The organism is Marinomonas sp. 63XJN7_7_ISO-PGPR-S23-202 (assembly GCF_056173505.1).
Genome location: NZ_CM149677.1, coordinates 2,405,665 through 2,426,698, shown reverse-complemented (window position 1 = coordinate 2,426,698; position 21,034 = coordinate 2,405,665). Strand labels below are relative to the sequence as shown.

Sequence of the window (21,034 nt, the reverse complement as noted above, 5' to 3'; positions counted from 1 at the left end):
CTATCCTCTTATATAATTCTGAAAGAAAGCTAGTAACTCCTAACTGATAACATAAATAATTGCATATCAAGTAGGATGAGGCGATACCACCTTATCCCTCTCACAGAACCGTACGAACAAACCTTATATACGGCTCTTGCATACTTCGTATCACTACCAATAATGATGCAATCTTAAATTTAAAACGCTGCGTGCCAAATGCAGATAATCTTCTTAGCCTTACATGTTGGTAACATTCAATGTAGGTTCTGGTACTCTGTTGTAAAGGCAATCTACCAGAGTAAGCTAAAAAAACTTCCCACATCATTCTTAGTGAACCAATAAAACGTCTCTTGTTGATCAGACAGCTTGTGTATCTACGTAACGCATAAGATTACTCATTATTATGCTCTTAAGCTTTAAGTCGTCCATTGATGCACGCGCGGATACGATGCCAGGCTTCCCTAGGCACGAACACTGACGACCTGTTAACAACGCCACCCTCAATCACAGCCTAGGTCTGAGACAGGTTTTTTTCAACCTGATGGGTTTGCTAGCTTCGCTGGGCAAACATAAAAAACCCCGACAATATCGGGGCTCTAAAAGGAACAACAGAAAGGAGAAAACTTTTATTCAAACTTTCCAGTTAAAGTCAACATGAAGTTGCGAGGCTCTCCATACCAATAGTTACCAAAAGCATTACCTAATGTCTGATAATATCTACGATCAAATAGATTATCAGCAAGCAAAGCAATGTTCCAATTTCTATTAATATTGTAACCTACACGAGCTGACCACACGGAATAAAAGCTGCTTTTGAAGCGATAAGGACGAAGTTCAAAATTCTCATCATCGAAGTACATCCCGTTAATATAAGAGGCAGACTGAGCGCGAACACCCACACCAAACTGAAAACGATTTAATAGCTCACTGGAATTAAAGTGAAAATCATTCCACAGTTTAAAGATATGTTTCGGAATAAAGGTCTGTAAAGGTTTACCTTTACCGTCCGCCCCTTGCTCACCTTGGTGAGAAATATTGTACGTATAACCTAAGGTCATTTGCCACCAAGGTTTAAGCGTTCCGCTAATCTCTAAATCAGCTCCTTCACTAATATCCGGTGAGGTTGAATTCTTATAATACCCAGTACGACCACCACCTAAATCAACTTGAGATTCACTAATCTGCACCCCTGAACCTGAACGCTGACTCCGATAAAGCGATAAAGAAGCATTTAACATACCGTCAGGCTGGGCGAACTTTAAACCCGTTTCATAGTTGCTACCCGTTATAGGGCCTATCGCCTTTCCATCTAAACCAATGTCATCAAGTTGCGGACTATATACATCAGTGTAACTGCCATACCAATTCCAGTTATCATTAATATCATAGCTGATAGCATAGTATGGGCTCTCGAAACTACGGCCTGAACTATTTGTTTTATGTGGCTGCGGACCGTAGTTACCGTTAGCATCCACACCACTCTGATATTGAAGATCCTCTGTTCGATAGCTGTTTAATCTTAGTCCCGTAATAAGGTGCAACGGCTTCCAAGGGGTGATCTCAATACGCGCATAAAGCCCCCATTGATTTAAGTTATCAAAGCCCTTTAAGGCATAGTTAGACGCCGGAATATTCGGCTTAGGGTAGGAATAATCCCAATTAAAAGGATCATAGGTAAAGTCATCAGGCAAAATATGGTCATAATCTGATGGAAATGTTAAATCCGAACGAATACGCTGATAATTCCCCCCCAACGTTATTTTCTGAGGTAAGCCCCACACAGTAAACTGGCCATTTAATGTTGCATCAAGCGAGTCTTGATAACTATGACCCCGATTCGAAGATGCCGATACATACAACCTTGTACCGTCTAAAGGGATGCCATCCAAAGAGGCTCCCTGCACTGAAATATTGTAATTTTTTTGTGCTAAGCGAGTATAATTGATCTTTCCATTCCAGTGATCACTAAATGTCTGAGTAATCGAGCCAAAAAGCTCAAGGGTATCATTATCATTTTTAGTCCATGGAAATGTATACGATGTATCTCTTGGAAGCTTAGAGTCTTTGCCGTTTGCATACATCATCAAACCGCCATAAAACGGCACACCGCGCATTTGGCTATAACTTCCACCAATGTTTAAAAGGGTACTGGGAGTTAAGTCTGCCTCTAGTGTTCCAAAAATGCTTTTATTCTCATCGTATGCCTCTTTATAAAAATGATGAGTTTTATCCCAGGTTAATACGGTTCTTCCTCGTACTTTGCCATCAAAACCTAGTGGACTGCTCACATCCAGCACATTACGATAATGATCCCAGCTCCCCACAGAGCCTTCCCATATTGCCTGATAATGGTCAAGCGGTCTTTTACGCACAAGGTTAACCACACCACCAGGCCCTGCACCGTTGGAGCCATTAAACAACCCATCAGCCCCTCGCAACACCTCCACATGATCGTACTCTGCCATATTAAAATTTGGCTGAAAACGATAGCCTACCTGTGAATTCCCTGAGATATCAATAGGCGATCCACCATCGATTTGCATATTAGTAATCTGGTAGCCACGGGAATAAAACGACATTGAACGAGAGTCATTCTGCTGAGTCGTTATCCCTGTAGCGTGTTGCATGGCCTCATTCAGGTTTTGAATACCTTCTTCCTGCATGGCTTTTTGCGTAATAACACTCACAGACTGAGGGGTTTCTTTAATACTTGTCGGCCCTTTCGACCCGACGGACAGTATGCTGCCATTTAAACTGTTAGAACCTTCGGTCGCCGTAATATCGCGACTGCCATTCACGCCCTCATCTACTGTAGCGGTATCAACATTAGTACCATTAACCTGTACCGTGCCCAGTACTTGAGTTCCTTTAGGAGATACAACGGCAACACTGTATATCTCAATTGTATTAGAGTTGATATATTTAAACGCCAGAGAGGTACCAGATAATAAGGCACGCAAAGCCTCATCAGACTGATATTTACCCTTGACGCCTGTGCTCGATAGCCCTGTTGTTAAATTACTAGGTGCAATCAACTGCAAACCACTTTGTTGACCAAAAGTTAATAAGGCATTACTCAAAGGCCCGCCTGGAATATCGAAATCATGACTATTTAAAACTTGTTTTTCAGTTTTGGCTTTCACACTGGCATTCTGTGCAAATAACAGTGGACTCGTAGCAAAACTGCTACTAAGTACCGCTATCATCAACCATGAATTATAATTTTTTGTTCCCATTGTATTACCCTGTATGATGAAAGTTGACGTTGTCCTTAATTGAACGAATCAGAAGCAAAAACTCATCAAATTTGTGCGAAAAAAGTGATAAAATAAATAAAATACTAAGAATAATATTCATCTTTATATTGAAAAACATAATTAGCAGACAGAGATAACATGGATTCTAGCTCGTTGGAATAGCGTGCCACATCACCCTGTATAATCCATTTTCCTTTTTCTGGTAAAAGAAACTTATTAATTAAATTATTAACGTCCTCAATATTGATTGACTGAATTTTCTCTGCTAATTCAAGCCAATAATCTTTACCCAATTTTTGACGAACCAATAACTCCTGCTGACACATTGTCTCGTAATCATTAATTGGCTTACTCAGGCGCAAACATTCACTTTGAACTAACGCCTTCATTTCTTTTATGGTTAATGGTTTAGTCGTCAGTAATTCATGAAGCTCCTGACAGATTGCACGTATTGACGGCACGATACTGTCTACCCCTACCACCATTTCAAAACCTAATAATCGGGTTTCTGGAAATTCATGCTGCATTCCTACCACGTTATAAGTCAGCCGATATACCTCTCGCATACTAAAGTTTATCCGCGAGCCAAAACTAGCAGCCAATAACGGGTAAATTAATTGCGTCGCTGCATCATCCCCCCCTCCTCTCCCTGGCAAAACAAAAAAAGTGTTCAAATTAACGACTGGGAATTCTGGTTGATTAACCAACACCAATGCCCCTTCAAGTGACGGTGGTGATAGCAAGATCTCGGAGGAAAGCTCACTTTTATTTGATACCCAGCGGCTCTCTAACAACTCTAAAAGTGTGGCTTGTTGAGATTCAGGCAGTGATCCATGAATCATTAAGGTGGCATTTTCAGGTCGATAATGCGCTTGATAGAAGGTTTGCGCACTATCGGTAGTGAGAGACTGTATTGATGCCCTGCTACCTAGTGTAAAAGCAGGACGTCTCAATGGATGCGATGGTGCAAACGTCATCATAGGCAACACCCATTGCACAACTTCTTGCGTTTCTATCATTTTCAAATAATAATCACGATGACTATTAATAAGCATCTCATCGGCTAGCGGCAAACAAGCCCTCGTCACTGTATCAGAGAGTAGACTCAATAAAGCACCAACATTCTTTGCTTGAGCTTGCATACGTAGAGCAACATTTTCCACACTGACATCTATTTCATAAAATAGATTTTGTTGTTGTATCTGCTGCTGAAACGACTCATTAGCACACACAAGACCTGCTACTAAATTCGCTAGTCCCTCTTTACCCACCGGATCGTATTTTGATCCTGCATTGACAATCAAACTGATGCTCACCATAGCGGCATCGTCCGATTCGTTTTGGATCACCCGTAGCCCATTAGACAACACAAAATCCTGAATTGTAGTGACTTTTTTCATCGGTGCAACCTTTATAACGGGCGGTGTACGAGGTGCGAGTGTTGCTAAAGACGCCTCACCAAGATAGGAATAAGGCTCAACTGTTAGTACCAAACGCCCTCGCCCTAGCCATTCACTTGCAGCAGACAACACGTCATCGACAGACATCATCATTGCTTGCTTAACTCGTAATTGAGCGCCTTCTGCTTTGCTTGGATACATTTCATGCTTACCCAGCTCCGCAGCCAAAGACAGATTGTCGGACCAAGCCTCATCAACTGATTGCAGAAAAGCATATTGGCTATATTTTAATGACTCTGCATTGAGCCCCTCGTGTAACATATCCTGCAATGCCTGCAAAGCAATACGCTCAACGTCAAGAGGTAATACATCAGAAGGCAACACAATTCGTAAATTAAAATAACTAGCGAGCATACCTGTTTCGATAAATGCGCTAATATCAGTCGCCAGAGCGTTCTCTACCATTAAGCGTTTAACCAACAGTGACTCGGCTGTATCCACCAATAGCCCAGCAAATAGCTCTAAGGCAATGGTACTTTGTTCAATATAAGGTGGGACAACCCAACAAATGCGCAGCAATGTTGACTCCACACGATCTTGCACAGTAACACGACGTTCATTAGATAATATTGGTAACCAACGATCACATTTCTCTAGCGCGGGACCAGAGGGTATATGCCCAAAATACTCTTTTACCTTCACTAGAGCTTGCTCTGCCGTTATGTCACCCGCCAATGTAATAACGGCGTTATTAGGTCTATAAAACTTTGATAACCATCCTATTACCTGAGTAAGATCAATATTTTGTAAATCATCATACTCTCCAGCAACCTTATGAGCATAAGGGTGCTCGGCCGGAAACAAATGTCGCAAAATAGCCCCTTGCACCGAACCATAAGGTTGCAACTCTCCCTCTTCCATTTCCCGAGTCACCACATCGCGCTGAGTCTCTAGGGCTTCTGCTGTCAACTCGGTTAGTAAAGCTCCCATGCGGTCAGACTCAGCAAACAGAGTAAAATCAAGGGATCCAACAGGAACGGACTGAAAAAACTGGGTCATATCTGCGTTGGTTACGCCATTAAGTCCTTGTGATCCGGCCTGCTCCAGATGACTGATATAACTACCAGGCAATGCCTCACTACCCGAAAACATCAAATGCTCCATCAAATGCGCAAAGCCAAACATTCCTTTTGGTTCATCTTTAGCGCCAACGTTATAGCCAACATGCACCGCAACCATTGGCACTTGATGGTCCTCATGTACTAATAATGTTAAGCCGTTATCCAGTTTAAAACGTTGAAATGCAAGATCAGGTACACTTGCGACTAATTCAGCCTCTGCATTAGCTTGATTGTTCATATAGTATCCACACTAAAAAAACGCTAATAAGTTGTTACCTATAAAACGCGTCACGTCTCGGTTTTCCACAATTTTTATTAGCATTCTGTGGATTTTTCTCTTCTCAATCGTTTCATAAGCACGAATAAATACCTTCTGGGATGCTTAAATGCCTATTGAGACAAATCAAATGAACGATGAACGCAGTTACAAACTGAATAGATTACTTTTTCGTCGACTATATGACTTAAGTCTCCCCTATTGGACTAGAAACGAAGCTTGGAAATCATGGCTAATCGTTATAATGCTGCTTTTTTCTTCTGCTGCTATCGGTATTATAGGAGGGTATGTTTCTTACTTAGTCGCAGATTACACCAATGCACTCGTTGACAAGAATGCTAGTATTTATTGGAGTCTAATGATTTGGACGACATTTGTCGTTTTTATGCGAATATTACTCTCCAGCGTAACTGGATTTTTCAGCTCTTGGATAGTATTGAATTGGCGTCAATGGATGACAGAACAAATAACTCAATCCTATATGCGAAACCGAACTTATTATGAGATTGAGCAAAGTAAGTTTATAGACAATCCAGATCAGCGTATTCAAGATGAAGTAGCTAATGTCTGCCAAACAATCGTCGGCCTTCCCCAGTTTGTTATCAGCTCTCTAACGAACATTGCCGTGCAAGCAAGCATAATTTTAAACGTCTCCACGGGGCTATTTTGGTTCATCCTTATCTATGCCATCGTTAATACATTCGTAACAATATGGATTTATAACCCAACCATTAAACTAAACTGGGAAGTGACTGTCGCTAAGGCCAATATGCGCACAAGATTAATGGCTGTACGCGATCATGCAGAAACCATTGCCTTTTATCGTGGTGAACGCAGTGAGAGATTACACTTGAACCAGCGTCTTAAGGACGTTATGCAGGCTAAGCTTAAACTCATGTTTTACAATAATATAAATATGAGTGCCGTTAACGAAGTGCTCTCTCTAATATTCAATTTGCTTCCTATCTTGTTTGTTGTTCCGCTCTACCTCCAGGGTCATATATCCTACGGTTCAATTGGCCAGGTGACAGCCGCAGCGTCGACAGTGTTGTCGGGGCTATCAGTCATTTCTCAGCTCATACCAACTGCAACTAGTGTTATGCCAAGCGCAATGCGACTGGCTGAGATTCAAGAAAAATCTTTGGCACTCTCTCAAGAGAACACCAACACAAACCGTATCCATTATATTGAGGGCGACCATATTGAGCTAAATCAAATCAATGCAGAGACCCCTAACGGCGAACAACAACTTGTCAAGGATCTGACGATGAAAATTCGCCCAGGTCATCATACCGTCATTGTTGGGCAAACTGGGGTGGGTAAAAGCTCTCTGCTGCGGGTCATTTCAGGGTTATGGAATAGAGGACAAGGAGAGGTTGTGCTACCTCATTGGCGACAATTAATGTTTATCCCTCAACAACCCTACATGCATCTAGCAGACTTACGCTCACAGCTACTCTACCCTACCCCTAGCAACACAGGAAGCTTCGACGACGCAGACATACAGGAAGCTTTTACTCTCTTAGGTCACCCCAATTTTCTGACGAAACACGGAGGTTTAGATTGCATTAAAGATTGGCGGAAGGTGCTCTCCCTCGGCGAACAACAGTTAATCGCATTCACACGCATCGTCTTACGCAAACCACGCTATGTCTTTCTCGACGAAGCAACAAGCGCAATGGATGTAGAGAGCGAAAAACACGTCTACAAAGTATTGAAGCAACTAGACATTACCTTTGTGAGCGTTGGTCATCGCGAAACGCTATTGAGATTCCATAGCCAAAAGCTTCACTTGTTACCTGACAGTAAATGGCAACTCACACAACAAACAACACCATTCAATGCCATGCATTAAGGTCTGTTCCAACACTGACAGCGTGATTCAAATCGGCACGGTCTGACATATATCTATTTTATTCATTAAAAGGAAAACATTATGGCCATTATGTTATCGGAACTTGAAAACGACAAGCAGAGGCATAAGCTTAATTGGCTGTTCTTTCGTCGGGCCTGGATGCTGGCAAAACCCTATTGGAATCGCAAAGGCGCATGGAAATCATGGCTGGTTGTCGTTTTTATATGCCTTATGATAGCAGGTTTTAGCTGGGCTAATGCCTATGTTGTTAAGCTTACTGGCGAAGTAACTGATGCATTAGTCGATAAGAAAAGCTCTTTGTACTGGTCATTATTTACTTGGTCAACACTCTTTGGCGTTATCGTATTTGGCGCTAGAGTCATACAGAGCCTTGTTGGTGCGTTACTATCTTTACATTGGTGGCGTTGGCTGACTGAATATTTGATCGGTAACTATCTATATCGGCAAACCTATTTTCATATACTACAAGATGAAAAAATCGACAACCCTGATCAACGTATCGAAGAAGAAGTTGGGCCAGTTTGCGATATTATTGGTGCATTCCCTCTCCAAGTTCTCGGTTCAATAAGCAATATGGGCGTACAAACCAGCATCATGGTAAGCATATCCAGTTCGCTGTTTTTTTGTGTGATTGGTTTTTCTATTTTTCAATCTATCGCAATTTATCTGATGAACCAACCCATTATAAAGCAACGATTTGACATAACCGTTGCCGAAGCGGATCTGCGCTACGGTATCACCTATATACGCAACAATGCCGAGAACATCGCTTTTTATCGCGGCGAGGAAACAGAAACCAACAATATTAGCGCACGCATGAAAAATGTTGTCAAAAAACAAATGCGTAATATGATTTATTCAATTTATCTGAATCTCATGAACGATGGTGTCGGCGTAGTTTGGAATTATCTTCCACTAATTGTACTGGTGCCAATGTATTTTAATGGAGAAATAAGCTATGGCACCATCGCCCAAGCAACAGCCTCTGCTACCTTGCTAGTCGATAGCCTAACGGTATTATCATCTTATATTCCCCAATTAAGTCAAGCCGTTCCTCATATGGTACGTGTGGCAGAAGTCCATGAAGCATTTCTCAAATTAAAGAGCAATCAACAGGACCCAGACAATCACATCGTGCTAAAACAAAGCGACACTATTCAGTTAAAAGATGTCAATCTTAAAACTCCAAAAGGAGAACAATCCCTCGTCAATCAACTTAACCTACAATTAAACAGGGACTGCCGATTAATAATTGTTGGCCGCTCTGGTGTTGGTAAAAGTTCCTTGTTGCGAGCGATTGCAGGATTGTGGAGCAACGGTACTGGAACCATTTCTCTTCCTATGGAAGAAAATTCCTGTCTTTTTTTACCACAGCGCCCCTATACCTTTGAGGGCGACTTACGTAGCCAACTTTATTATCCTGCAGAGAAGTCTCCTGTCAACGATGACGAACTAAAAGAGCTATTAAACAAAGTGTGCTTGGAGGACCTCTTAACACGTCATGGTTCGTTGGATACTGTAAAAGACTGGCCTCATACTCTATCTCTTGGAGAGCAACAACGCATTGCCTTTCTCAGAATGCTACTCCTTAAAGCTCGCTATGTGTTTCTCGATGAATCTACTAGCGCAGTGGATCTACCAACAGAAAAAGCACTTTATAAGCTATTAGAAACCACAGGATCCGCTTGGATCAGTGTCGGACACCGCCCCAGCCTACTGCCGTTTCATAATCAGGCGATGCACTTGCAAAAAGGTGGTCAATGGACAATACGGTCAATTGAAGAACTAGCTGAACACGAAGATGACATCTAACTTATAAACAAATTAAGGCAGCCAAAGCTGCCTTAATACTCTTAAATACTGTTTACTATTAAACCAGCGCTTCCCTAATAATCAACGTTTCCTGACCCAGACGACAGGCCCAAGTATATCGACATTAACGGGCAATGATTGTTGCAAACCATCAAACCACTCTTTAAGGTGATGTATATCTATAATAGAACTTAGCTTAATATTGGCAAGCGTGTCACTGTCAAACATTATCACTCGTTTATCATAATGCTTAAGCACCGACAGTATGCTACTTAATGACTGATTTTCAAATACCAATTTTCCCGTATGCCATGCCAGTACCTGGCCAGCATTAACTTTTTTGATTTGGACAGCACTTATCCCATCGATCACTTTAACTTGTTGATTTGCATCTAGCTGCATATCAGAAGCATCGTTAGGACTCACCTCAACTTTGCCTCTTTCTACGGTCACCGTCATAGAGTTATCACCACGCTCGACACCAAAACTGGTGCCAAGAGCTTTCACTTTTCCAGCCCCTGCTTCAACAATAAATGGTCGTAAAGGATTATGAACAACATCAAAAAAGGCTTCACCATACGCCAGACGAACAAAACGTTTACCTGCACTAAAATAAATATCTGCAGCGCTGTCCGCATCCAACCACATTTTACTTCCATCCTCTAAGGAAAGCATTCGTTGCTCTCCTGTTGAGGTATATTGATCGTACTGCCAGCGAGTTAACCAGTTTTGAGCAAATACACCTATCGATAAGATCAGCAATATAGGCAATATAATCTGCCAGCGAAAAAAGTAGGAGCGAAAACCTTCTTCTGATGTAAAAGAGGCAATATCATCCGGCTGATAATAGTTTTCTAAAGGTGTCCCCATACTCACCCATAAGTGACGAGCCTCAGATAAGGCTACTTCATGACGATCGTCAGCCCTACGCCAGATTTCAAAATCCTTAAGTTCTTGACTCGTCACATCACCAGAAGTAAGACGAACAAGCCAATTAATAGCGTCTTCTACTTCAGCATCTGTTGCTTGCTGTTCTTCATCCTGAAACTTTGACATACATGATCACAACTGCAGTTTAAGGTTATGTTTAGATAACATTCATTGACTCCTTCCCATGAACATTCAATAATCAATCTTTCTAATCTGCTCAACTCCCACAGAGCAATACGTTCTACTACACGATAAACCAGTGGAGATGATTGAAGATATCTACACCACTTAATATCAATTTAACCATCTACACCAGTTAACAAGATAACGTTTCACACAGTAGTTTATCTCAAAAAAAAATCGCTAAACTCAAATAATCTACTTATTTTTCCTATCTTATATTGCCATTTGTTAATTATAGTCAAGAATAATGCGAAAACACCTCATGATTGCAGTCCCACCTTCAATTTTCTCATGTAACTTTTCTTTAGAGCAGTAGATAATGTATCCTCAACAGCTTGTTTCTATGACGCTGTCTATTTGACGGGCCTATCTTCTGCAGAATAGCGAACCCGCATAAAACTGGCAAAGCGAGGAATACCACGTTTGGTGAACCCATGATATTGATAAGTAATCACATCACCAATATGAGGTGGATTGGCGCGTTCTTCATCCGTAAACCCCGTCCCAATTTTAAATTGAGTACCAGAAGGCATTTCAACGATTAATGCCCCCAGCATCCCTTTGTACTTGCCTTGCCCCGGTGTCTTACCAATGACGGTTGCTTCATCGTCCATATAAGGCTTAAGCTTCAACAAGTTACCACTACGGCCACTTTGAAACATCGCCGCTTTACGGTGTAACACTAACCCTTCAGCCCCTTTTTTCACATATTCGTCCAGTACATGACTTAATGTTTGGTTGTCCGGTACGGTAAATTGTTTGATAGCTTTAACGAAAGGAGCATGAATCGTCTGCACAATATGCGCGTAACGCTGACTGCGCTCAGCAAAATTGTGCTTATAATCTGGTGCATCAAACACCATATAATAAATCTTATGCCACTGAGAATCGACAGGCTCATCTTTGGTAACCGCAGAGGCAACGAACTGAAAATAATGATGTTTGGACCATAGCTCTCCATCAAGCCAAACCCCTTTGGGCAATGCCTGAATAAACCAAGCAGGCGCATGAATCGGCTTTCCTTGACGACTCAATAACTCAGTGCCCGTCCAAATCCCACGAATTCCATCATACTTCTCACTCACCAGATAATCCGTAACAGGGTAAGCCCCCTTCTCATCCCCGTAACGCTTTGCTAACTGCACATCCATTTGTGCGTTTGAGAAGGATGAAAACAACACTCCTACACTGACGACCAACCCTAGCAACACCTTGCTCAACATCGTTCACTCCTTTGAACTATTTGCTTTGACATGAAAAACATCACGCTAAACAAAATTATCCTACTTTGCAAACGGGCCTTACCTTTGCCTAAAACATTGGCGTCACAACAAGGCAAAAAAAAGCCCCTGCTCATCACGGAGCAAGGGCTTTAATTGGTGTATCGATTTTAATTTAGCTAATGCTCATAGACTGCCAAAAATAAAACCTAAACCGAAGAATCTAAAGCGTAAATTCAATAGATTATTTACTTAATTGAACAATCAGTTTGTTCATGCGGCTAACAAACGTCGCAGGATCATCCAACTGACCTCCTTCAGACAAAGTGGCTTGTTCGAACAGCAACCACGCCATATCCGCAAAGCGATCTTCGTCTGTCTCGGCATCCATCTTCGCCACGATTGGGTGATCAGGATTCACCTCAAGGCTAGGTTTGGACTCAGGCAGTTTCTGACCTGCTTGCTCAAGCAAACGACGCATTTGCAGACCCATATCGTACTCACCAACAACCAAGCAGGCGGGAGAGTTGGTCAAACGGTCAGTGCTGTTTACGGCAGTGACTTTAGACTCAAGAACCGTTTTCATTCGCTCCAGAAGCGGCTTGATTTGCTCGGCTTTCTCTTCTTTCTCTTTCTTCTCTTCTTCGTTTTCAGAATCGGCTAAATCCAATTTACCTTTAGTAACATCTTGGAAATGCTTACCTTCAAACTCTTGCAGAGAAGACATCATCCATTCGTCGATACGATCACTCAACAACAAGACTTCAAAGCCCTTCTTACGAAGAATCTCTAAGTGTGGGCTGTTTTTCGCTGTATTGTGGTTCTCGGCATAAATGTAGTAGATTTTATCTTGCCCCTCAGCCATGCGAGCAATGTAGTCAGCAAGAGATACTGTCTGTTCTGGCGCATCGGTATGAGTTGTACTAAAGCGTAATAGACCGGCGATCTTATCTTTATTGCCCATATCATCTGCTGGGCCTTCTTTGATCACATTACCGAATTCATCCCAGAACGTCTGGTAGGTTTCTGGATCATTTTTCGCCATTTTACCAAGCATATCCAATACACGCTTAGTCAACGCTGCCCGCATAGAATCAACAGCGTGGTCATTTTGCAAAATTTCACGAGATACGTTCAAAGACAAGTCATTTGAGTCTACCACCCCTTTCACAAAACGCATGTAAGGAGGTAGGAACGCCTCTGCTTCATCCATAATAAAGACACGCTGAACATACAATTTCAGACCGCGCTGCATATCGCGATTCCAAAGATCGTAAGGGGCTTTGGAAGGAATGTACAACAGGCTGGTGTATTCAAGTTTACCTTCTACCTTGTTATGAGACCATTTAAGAGGCTCTTGGTAGTCATGGGAAATATGCTTGTAAAACTCTTTGTATTCCTCATCGGAAATATCGTTACGTGAACGAGTCCAAAGAGCCTTCGCCGAGTTCACCGCTTCAAATTCCGGTGCTTTGTTTTCGTCAACTGGCTTAGGATTGCCCTCTTCATCCATTTCTGGATAAACCACTTTTTCCATTTCAACAGGAATAGAAATATGGTCAGAGTATTTTGTCACCAAAGAGCGTAAACGATAGTTATCAGCAAACTCTTTCTCATCGGCTTTAAGGTGCAAGATAATGCGAGTACCGCGAGTCTCTTTTTCAATGTTTTCAACGGTAAATTCACCGGTACCATCCGATACCCAACGCACCGCTTCGTCTTTAGCGGCACCAGCACGACGAGTTTCAACCGTTACCTTATCCGCAACAATAAAGGCAGAGTAAAAACCCACACCAAATTGGCCAATCAATTGGCTGTCTTTCTTCTGATCACCGCTTAATTGCTCAAGAAACGCTGACGTGCCAGATTTGGCAATGGTGCCCAAGTTGGAAATCGTCTCTTCGCGGGACATGCCCACACCATTATCATCGATGATGACCGTATTGGCCTCTTTATCAAATTCAACACGAACGCGTAAATTGGGGTCTTCTGCAAGAAGGTCTGCATTAGCGACAGACTCAAAACGAAGCTTATCAACAGCGTCAGACGCATTGGAAATCAGCTCACGTAGAAAAATCTCTTTGTTAGAATACAAAGAGTGGATCATCAAATGAAGTAACTGCTTTACTTCCGTTTGAAACCCTAACGTTTCTTTTTGAGTATCAGTTGCCATCTTTAAACTTGCTCCTATTTTAATGAACCTCCGGCAAGCTGCCAAAGGGGGATTTCGTTTCACTGGTGAAACATAAATAAAGCCTCTTGAAGTGATTTCAAGAGGCTTATCTTAAAAAAGCAGGAGAAAGTCTTTAAAAAGAGAGATTTAGAACGAAAACAAAAGGAGCATCAGCAAGTGAGTGTCAACACTTACGCACTAACGTCAAACCATCACCGATGGGAATCAACGACAAATCCACCGTATGATCGGCATGAATCGTCTTATTCAACGCCCGTACAATATTAGTATCTTTATCAGTAAAGGCATCATCTGCCACATTGCCCCACCAAAGAGTGTTATCAATCAGCAAACACCCACCAGGCCGCAAGAGTTGTTTTGCCCGTTCATAGTAAGCAAGCAAGTTTTTCTTATCCGCATCAATAAAGATAAAATCAAAGCTGTCACTGTCTGTCTCAAGAAGCGACGTCATAACGGGTAAGGCTTTTTCGCAGTAGGTCGTCACCCGATCCATCACCCCTGCTTCTTCAAGGTAACGTGTCGCAATGTCTAACCACATCTGCTTTTTCTCAATAGCGATTAACGACGCGTCTTTAGACATCGCCATGGCCATCGACAAGGTGCTATAGCCAGTAAACACGCCAATTTCGAGAATTTTCTTAGGAGACTGCAATTTAACCAGCAATGCCAGCAACTGCCCGACTTCCGGTGACAACTGCATACGTGCCATATGATATTGTGCAGTTTCTCGGCGTAGCGCCTTTAAGATATCATTCTCGCGAACCGATACCTCCACCAAATACTGATAAAGTCGATCATCCATCTTGATCGTGCGATTTGTAGGACGGTCATCTTCTGGTAACGGTTTTGGAAAATTAGGAAGCATGAGATTTAATCACCAACCCCCGACTCAGCGTTTTAAACGTTTTTGAACGAAATTCACGACGATACAATACCCCCACCACCAAAATACTGGCAACCATGCAAAAATACGGGCCAATAAACCACGCGCTAAAGGCCATCGCAAAATAATAAGCTCGCAAACCATAATTAAACTGATTGGCTGCTAGACTACAGACTTTTGCCATGTGCATCGCATACAACTCGCGCTCGCTTTCCTCTATCCCTCGCTCTGTGGCCAGAGGCGCACTTCCCACCAATACGGAGCAAAAATTATACTGACGAACCGACCAAGTGAAGGTAAAAAAGGCGTAGGCAAAAATCAGCACGAGAATAATGATTTTTATCTCCCATTCCTGCCGACTACTGGGTGCCATTAAGTAAATATCAGACAGCACTTCTAACGCCTCTTTAGAATACTTAAAACCAGCAAAGAGCCCCGCAATAATAATCAAGGAACTCGAGGCAAAAAATAAACTACTGCGTTCAAGATTCGCGATCACAGAAGAATCCGCGATACGGTTATCCCGTCGCAACAAACGCGACATCCACGCCAGACGGAATTGATGTAACACACTTACCAAGCAGGACTTACGCTTCGAATTATACAAAGCATAAAATGCATAGCCCCACCAACAGGTGATAAAAACAAAAAAAGTCGCTAAATCTAGCGGGTCCATCAGGGTCGAAACCGAACTGCTTTCCATCGAGTCACTCAGCTAAAACAAACAGATTTGAAGAGGCGGTATTAAAGCATTTTTCCCTGCTAATGTCCTCGTTTGAGACCAGGAAAAAAACCTTTCATCGCCGCTAAAATAGCCCCCAAAAGCCAACAAAAAAGCTTGCATCATAAACAAATATCGGTATGATTCTCGCCGTTATCACGACATGCGGATGTGGTGGAATTGGTAGACACGCTGGATTTAGGTTCCAGTGCTTCACGGCGTGAGAGTTCGAGTCTCTCCATCCGCACCATTTTTATACAACATGTGATAAAGCAAATTCTCAGTACTGCGGATGTGGTGGAATTGGTAGACACGCTAGCTTCAGGTGCTAGTGGCCTTACGGTCGTGGGGGTTCAAGTCCCCCCATCCGCACCAAAAAAACAAGTGTTATATCCCTAGAAAACTTTCGGTAATACTTCCCATTTTCAGACAATAGACGCTCACGTCTTATCGCTCCCCTGCGATGATGCATCGTGTAAGGCGAGGATGATGTTGCCAAGCTCGCTCATGGTGGTTTTTTTCACCACGCTCATTTCCCTATACTGCTTCTCGGCAACACCTATGAATTTACCTTGCGTGGGCTCGCATTTCGATTGGTCTAAGGATCAAATAAGACACGCTAGCAAATACCAGTCCCATTTCGAAGCCTATGTCCATGCCGTAAGGAGGATTAAATAAACCAGCAATTGGGCCAACAAACAATAATTGTGCCGCCCCTAAGTAGACGCCAAATAAGCCAATAGCCATGGATATAACAGCTGCCCAACCCACTGGCAGGTGGCGCGCCTCGTTCCAATCATCGAGGTTGTATTTACCACGGCGCATGACAAAATGCTCTAAAATCAGTATAACGGTCCAAGGACTCAGCCAGTAGGCCACCATCAGCAGAAAGTTTTCCAATGTAGAATTAAAGTGCGCTGCCGCAACGATAGCAATGAGGATATAGATCACCGCACCGATAAAAGTCCACACCGCTCGGTTGACCTTATGGAACGCTTTGCCAAGCACCTGAATAGACAAACCAAGGCTGTAGTCGTTAGGGATATTATTAGCAATAACCGACAAGGCCAAAAGAAGCATCAGCACGTTTCCAAACCCACCCAGCGGATGCAGCGCTACCGCCAGTAAGGCACCACCACCTTCGCTGGCCGCTTTACTAAACGCCCCGACTGTCGTCAAACCTAGACCCAGCGATTCCAGCAAGATACAGGGAATGGTCACACCAAAAAAGGTCAGCCAGAAGATTTTAGCGGCCGATGTATGCTCAGGCTGATTCACACTGTAATCGGCCGCATAGGAACTCCAACCCGTCGCGAAACCATAGATGGCACCACCGAAGGAAACCAATGATGCAATATGTGCCATGTTCCAGGCGGGGGTCGGCACAACACTCATTTGACCATGGGTGCTCACCGCAACAATACAGAAGATAATCGCCATAGGAACCCAAGCATAACGCTCGTAGCGATGCACATAACGGTAGCCATATACACTTACGGCCGTCGTCAGCGCGGCAATCGCCAAAATCGACGCCCATACAGGCACCACACCGTTACTCAGGTTGGTGATAATCTGCGAACCAACGATGACGTTTACTGCCGACCAGCCAATACAGGCAGCGACATTAAACAGAGCCATGATCTTGGCACCATTCCAGCCAAAAGAAAACCGCGCGATGGTCATCTGACGCAGGCCAAGGCGCGGTCCTAGTGTGGAGAAATACGCCACAGGCAGCACACCGAGTATATTGAACAGCACGATAATGGACAGGCTGTCCCAGAAACCAAGCTGAAAAATCGGAATAGCCAGAGCGCCAAGCGCTACGGTGGAGATAACCAGGTTGGCTGACAGCCACATGGTAAAATTATCAATAACACTAACGTGAGTACGTTCGTGGGGCATAACGCGTTCAATACCACGAGCCTCAATTCCGCTATCCTGCAGAGAGTCTGTGGCGATAGATTGATCAGTGATGGACATAGGATATGTCTCCGTTTGTTGGAGTTGTTGTTACGGCACCTTGCCGCCCCCTTGAGGGTTCATCCTGAGATAATGTGCGTGCTTGAGTGGGTACTCCCGCTCCCATAATGCAGTGATCGGCGAGTCTTTCGTCCGAAGGGTTCCATATCGCAAAAACAGCAATTTTCATACCACTCACAGTATTCTAAGAGACGGCACCTAAAGCAAGAACACAAATAAGATAATGCACAAAAAAACAACATCCCAATACGGTGCGCACCAATTTGGCGCCAAACCAGATCATCCTATAATGAGTGGGATCAATGAGTTAGAGAGGCAATGAGTCAAATCAGTGTCAAACTCTTTTCTTAGATAAGGTTGGCCAGCTTGATCATGCTCACTTGAGCGAGGTGTTTTATCTCTCTACCAAACTTTTGGCAATTCTTCCCATTTGGTTGTATAAGCGGGCGATAGATGATCGCGCTTCATGGCCCACTGTGGTGATACGCCTTGTGAGGCGAAAAAGATGTTGCCCTGACCGCTACGGTTGATTTGGTCCACCACGTTCATTAAGGCTTGTGAGTTGGCTTTCATACCGTCCGCTCGAAAAAAATCGTGCTGATAAGCGCCATGTTCATAGAAATCCGCCAGCATCACGCCGCCTTTCATATAACGAAATCCGTCACGCCATAGGCGACAAAACAACACCTCGGTAACGTTCAGTAAGTCCCGCGTATCGTCTGTGGGATTGGGGAGCTCAACAGACAAAGCGTTCCTATAGTGCTTCCCATCATGAGCATGCGAACTGGTACGAATAAACACATTCACGACACGACAAAGGCGCTTTTCCTTGCGTAGTTTCTCTGCAGCACGAGTCGTATATTTAGCGATGGCTTCCCGCAGCTCCTGTTTTTCCGTAATACGATGGCCAAATGATCGGCTGCAAATAATTTGCTGTTTTGTTGGGCGCACCAATTCAAGATTTAGACAAGACACCCCGTTCAACTCTTGCACCGTCCGCTCCAATACCACGGAAAACTCGCTTCGAATGGCCCTAGGGTTCGCATTCGCCAAGTCCAATGCCGTGCGAATTCCCCTAGCACGCAACCGCTCGGTGATTCGCCGACCTACGCCCCACACGTCACTCACATCAACCAACGACAATAGGCGCTTTTGTCGATCAGGGTTCATCAAATCCACTACGGATCCCGTTGCTGGGTATCGCTTCGCCGCCTCATTCGCCAGCTTGGCCAGCGTCTTGGTTGGCGCAATCCCCACCCCTACCGTGATCCCCGTCCATTTATCCACTTTGGTTTTTAGCCGTTTACCAAACGTCAGTAAATCCATGGCATATTCTACGCCCGTTAGATCGAGGAACGCTTCATCGATTGAATAGACCTCAAGCCGTGGCGCTTCCTCCTCTAAGATTGCCATTACTCGATTTGACAAATCCGCATACAGGGCATAATTCGACGAAAAACACACAATACCATGCTGCCTTATCGCCGCCTGAGCCTGAAACAGCGGCACCCCCATTTTCACGCCCAGAGCTTTAGCTTCTTTGGAGCGCGCCACAATACAGCCATCGTTATTCGATAGCACAACAACAGGCATGTGCTTTAAATCTGGCCGGAATAATTTCTCACAACTGGCGTAAAAATTATTGCAATCGACCAATGCGAAAGCCGTCTTATTAGCCCCGCTCATACTTACGAACCACTCCCGTTACCACGCCGAATATTTCCAGTTCCGACTCTTCGGTAATATGAATGGCCTTATAAGCTTTGTTTTTCGGGCGCAGCAACACATTGGGGTTTAGCTCCAACGTTTTCACTGTCATCTCGCCATGAAGACAAGCAATCACGATGTCCCCATGACGTGCCGTTAGCGAACGGTCGACCACCAACACATCCCCTGAATGAATACCCGCCTCAATCATCGAATCCCCCTGGGCACGCACAAAAAACGTCGCCATCGGGCGGGGAACGCATAATTCATTAAGATCAAGCGTCTTCTCAATAAAGTCCTGAGCGGGCGACGGAAAACCCGCCGACACAGACTCAACATAAAGAGGAACCTGAATACGATGATCCGCGATAAAAGAAGCAGAGTTTGAAGATCCAAGATAAGTCACACGCATAGTTAACACCAAAATACTGTATTTATATACAGTATAGTTTCAAGCAGCACTAATGACCAAGTGAATTTTTTCTAAGAGGTGACATTTAGCAATGACGGATGCTTGTCAAGTCCCGCTAGTTGAAATCCACTTCAGCGGCCGCTGGATTAAAAATGGCATTCTCCACAATGATTTGCTCCAAACGTCGGGTGGCTTCGTTCGCTTTTGGTGACACAAACAAAGACACTTCCATATCTGGCAAAGTGGGCAAATCACGATAAATCACTAAGTCATCGTCTAACGTTTGATAAGGCACAATGGCAACCCCGACGCCTGCTCGAACGGCTGCCAACACACCCGATCGACTTTGACTGGTAAAGGCTATCCGATAGGGAATGCCGGCAGCGTCTAGCGATTGGCATGCATACTGGCGATGTTGACAGCCTTCCGAAAACACCACCAAAGGTAAAACCGCTTGCATATGGACAAAATGCCCTTTAGCGCCAACCCACACCAATTCATCACGGCGTAAACGAACCCCTCCTTCCGTATCTGCCAACATTTCCACAAGAGCAATGTCCAATTTTCCCTTATTGAGCAGGTTGACTAAATGATCGGGGCGATAATCGCAGAAAGCCTCTAACTGGGCTTCTGGATAGCTCAATATGAAGTCTTGCAAAATCGGTGCAAGGGTTCGACTGGTGTATTGGTCATGGGTACCAAGACGCACCACCCCACCAATGTCCATATTCTGAAAAGAACCAACAATTTGATCATGCAGATTAAGCAGCTGCTGAGCGTGGTTTTTTAACTGAACGCCTACAGCAGTCAAACGCACACCATGTTGTCCTCGCTCCATCAACGGATTAGCAATCAAATCTTCAAGACGATTGAGCTGCATGCTCACTGTTGAGGGCGCTTTATGCAGCTGTTTGGCAGCTTCTGTCAGGTTCAGAGTGTCCGCCACTACCATAAATGTGCGCAGCAAATTAATCGGTAAATCACGCATATTTTAGTCTTCAATATTGTTGAACGTAGAATTTAATATTTATCGATTTACCGAACAAATGCAAGGCCCTAATATGGCGGCATTCACTCAG

Annotated in this window: 13 protein-coding genes and 2 tRNA genes; 4 read left to right on the top strand and 11 right to left on the bottom strand. The window is 43.7% G+C overall.

The genetic code is table 11. From position 1 onward, the window contains the following. Positions 1 to 608: 608 nt before the first annotated feature. Positions 609 to 3,218 carry a TonB-dependent siderophore receptor gene (locus tag AC0VYG_RS11175; RefSeq protein WP_475432339.1) on the bottom strand — a complete coding sequence of 870 codons (2,610 nt, stop codon included), beginning with the start codon at positions 3,216 to 3,218 and terminating at the stop codon, positions 609 to 611. 104 nt (positions 3,219 to 3,322) lie between these two features. Beyond that, positions 3,323 to 5,998 (bottom strand): M16 family metallopeptidase, encoded by a 2,676-nt coding sequence (locus tag AC0VYG_RS11170; RefSeq protein WP_475432338.1) that lies wholly within the window; start codon positions 5,996 to 5,998, stop codon positions 3,323 to 3,325. A 148-nt stretch (positions 5,999 to 6,146) separates the two neighbouring features. On the opposite strand from AC0VYG_RS11170, the gene AC0VYG_RS11165 reads away from it, so the two are divergent. Continuing rightward, on the top strand, positions 6,147 to 7,892 hold the full coding sequence (locus tag AC0VYG_RS11165) for an ABC transporter ATP-binding protein/permease (RefSeq protein ID WP_475432337.1): 1,746 nt from the start codon (positions 6,147 to 6,149) through the stop codon (positions 7,890 to 7,892). Between the two features lie 81 nt (positions 7,893 to 7,973). Next, the gene (locus AC0VYG_RS11160; RefSeq protein WP_475432336.1) at positions 7,974 to 9,725 is read left to right on the top strand and encodes an ABC transporter ATP-binding protein/permease; all 1,752 of its coding nucleotides are present in this window, start codon (positions 7,974 to 7,976) and stop codon (positions 9,723 to 9,725) included. 81 nt (positions 9,726 to 9,806) lie between these two features. Here the strand turns inward: AC0VYG_RS11160 and AC0VYG_RS11155 are convergent, their stop codons facing one another. The 5 genes from AC0VYG_RS11155 to AC0VYG_RS11135 form a co-directional block, all read right to left on the bottom strand. Next, complete coding sequence (locus tag AC0VYG_RS11155; protein ID WP_475432335.1) at positions 9,807 to 10,781, bottom strand: FecR family protein; 975 nt, start codon at positions 10,779 to 10,781, stop codon at positions 9,807 to 9,809. 410 nt (positions 10,782 to 11,191) lie between these two features. Then, the gene (locus AC0VYG_RS11150) at positions 11,192 to 12,061 is read right to left on the bottom strand and encodes a DNA ligase (protein WP_475432334.1); all 870 of its coding nucleotides are present in this window, start codon (positions 12,059 to 12,061) and stop codon (positions 11,192 to 11,194) included. Between the two features lie 241 nt (positions 12,062 to 12,302). Further along, entirely contained in the window at positions 12,303 to 14,231 is a 1,929-nt protein-coding gene (htpG, locus tag AC0VYG_RS11145; protein WP_475432333.1) for a molecular chaperone HtpG, read from the bottom strand. Positions 14,232 to 14,415: 184 nt separating this feature from the next. After that, on the bottom strand, positions 14,416 to 15,117 hold the full coding sequence (locus AC0VYG_RS11140) for an O-methyltransferase (protein ID WP_475432332.1): 702 nt from the start codon (positions 15,115 to 15,117) through the stop codon (positions 14,416 to 14,418). Next, complete coding sequence (locus AC0VYG_RS11135) at positions 15,107 to 15,838, bottom strand: DUF599 domain-containing protein (protein ID WP_199478198.1); 732 nt, start codon at positions 15,836 to 15,838, stop codon at positions 15,107 to 15,109. The genes AC0VYG_RS11140 and AC0VYG_RS11135 overlap by 11 nt, the downstream gene beginning before the upstream one ends. A gap of 183 nt (positions 15,839 to 16,021) precedes the next feature. Here AC0VYG_RS11135 and AC0VYG_RS11130 point away from each other — a divergent pair. Both AC0VYG_RS11130 and AC0VYG_RS11125 read left to right on the top strand, forming a co-directional pair. Beyond that, positions 16,022 to 16,106, top strand: a tRNA-Leu gene (locus AC0VYG_RS11130). A 38-nt stretch (positions 16,107 to 16,144) separates the two neighbouring features. Then, positions 16,145 to 16,231 (top strand) — tRNA-Leu (locus AC0VYG_RS11125). Positions 16,232 to 16,423: 192 nt separating this feature from the next. Here the strand turns inward: AC0VYG_RS11125 and AC0VYG_RS11120 are convergent. The 4 genes from AC0VYG_RS11120 to AC0VYG_RS11105 form a co-directional block, all read right to left on the bottom strand. Continuing rightward, positions 16,424 to 17,836 carry a cytosine permease gene (locus tag AC0VYG_RS11120; protein WP_475432331.1) on the bottom strand — a complete coding sequence of 471 codons (1,413 nt, stop codon included), beginning with the start codon at positions 17,834 to 17,836 and terminating at the stop codon, positions 16,424 to 16,426. A 402-nt stretch (positions 17,837 to 18,238) separates the two neighbouring features. Further along, positions 18,239 to 19,522 (bottom strand): translesion error-prone DNA polymerase V subunit UmuC, encoded by a 1,284-nt coding sequence (umuC, locus tag AC0VYG_RS11115; protein WP_475432330.1) that lies wholly within the window; start codon positions 19,520 to 19,522, stop codon positions 18,239 to 18,241. Then, on the bottom strand, positions 19,509 to 19,955 hold the full coding sequence (gene umuD / locus AC0VYG_RS11110; RefSeq protein WP_475432329.1) for a translesion error-prone DNA polymerase V autoproteolytic subunit: 447 nt from the start codon (positions 19,953 to 19,955) through the stop codon (positions 19,509 to 19,511). The genes umuC and umuD overlap by 14 nt, the downstream gene beginning before the upstream one ends. Before the next feature lie 115 nt (positions 19,956 to 20,070). After that, on the bottom strand, positions 20,071 to 20,943 hold the full coding sequence (locus tag AC0VYG_RS11105) for a LysR substrate-binding domain-containing protein (protein ID WP_475432328.1): 873 nt from the start codon (positions 20,941 to 20,943) through the stop codon (positions 20,071 to 20,073). Between the last annotated feature and the right edge of the window lie 91 nt (positions 20,944 to 21,034).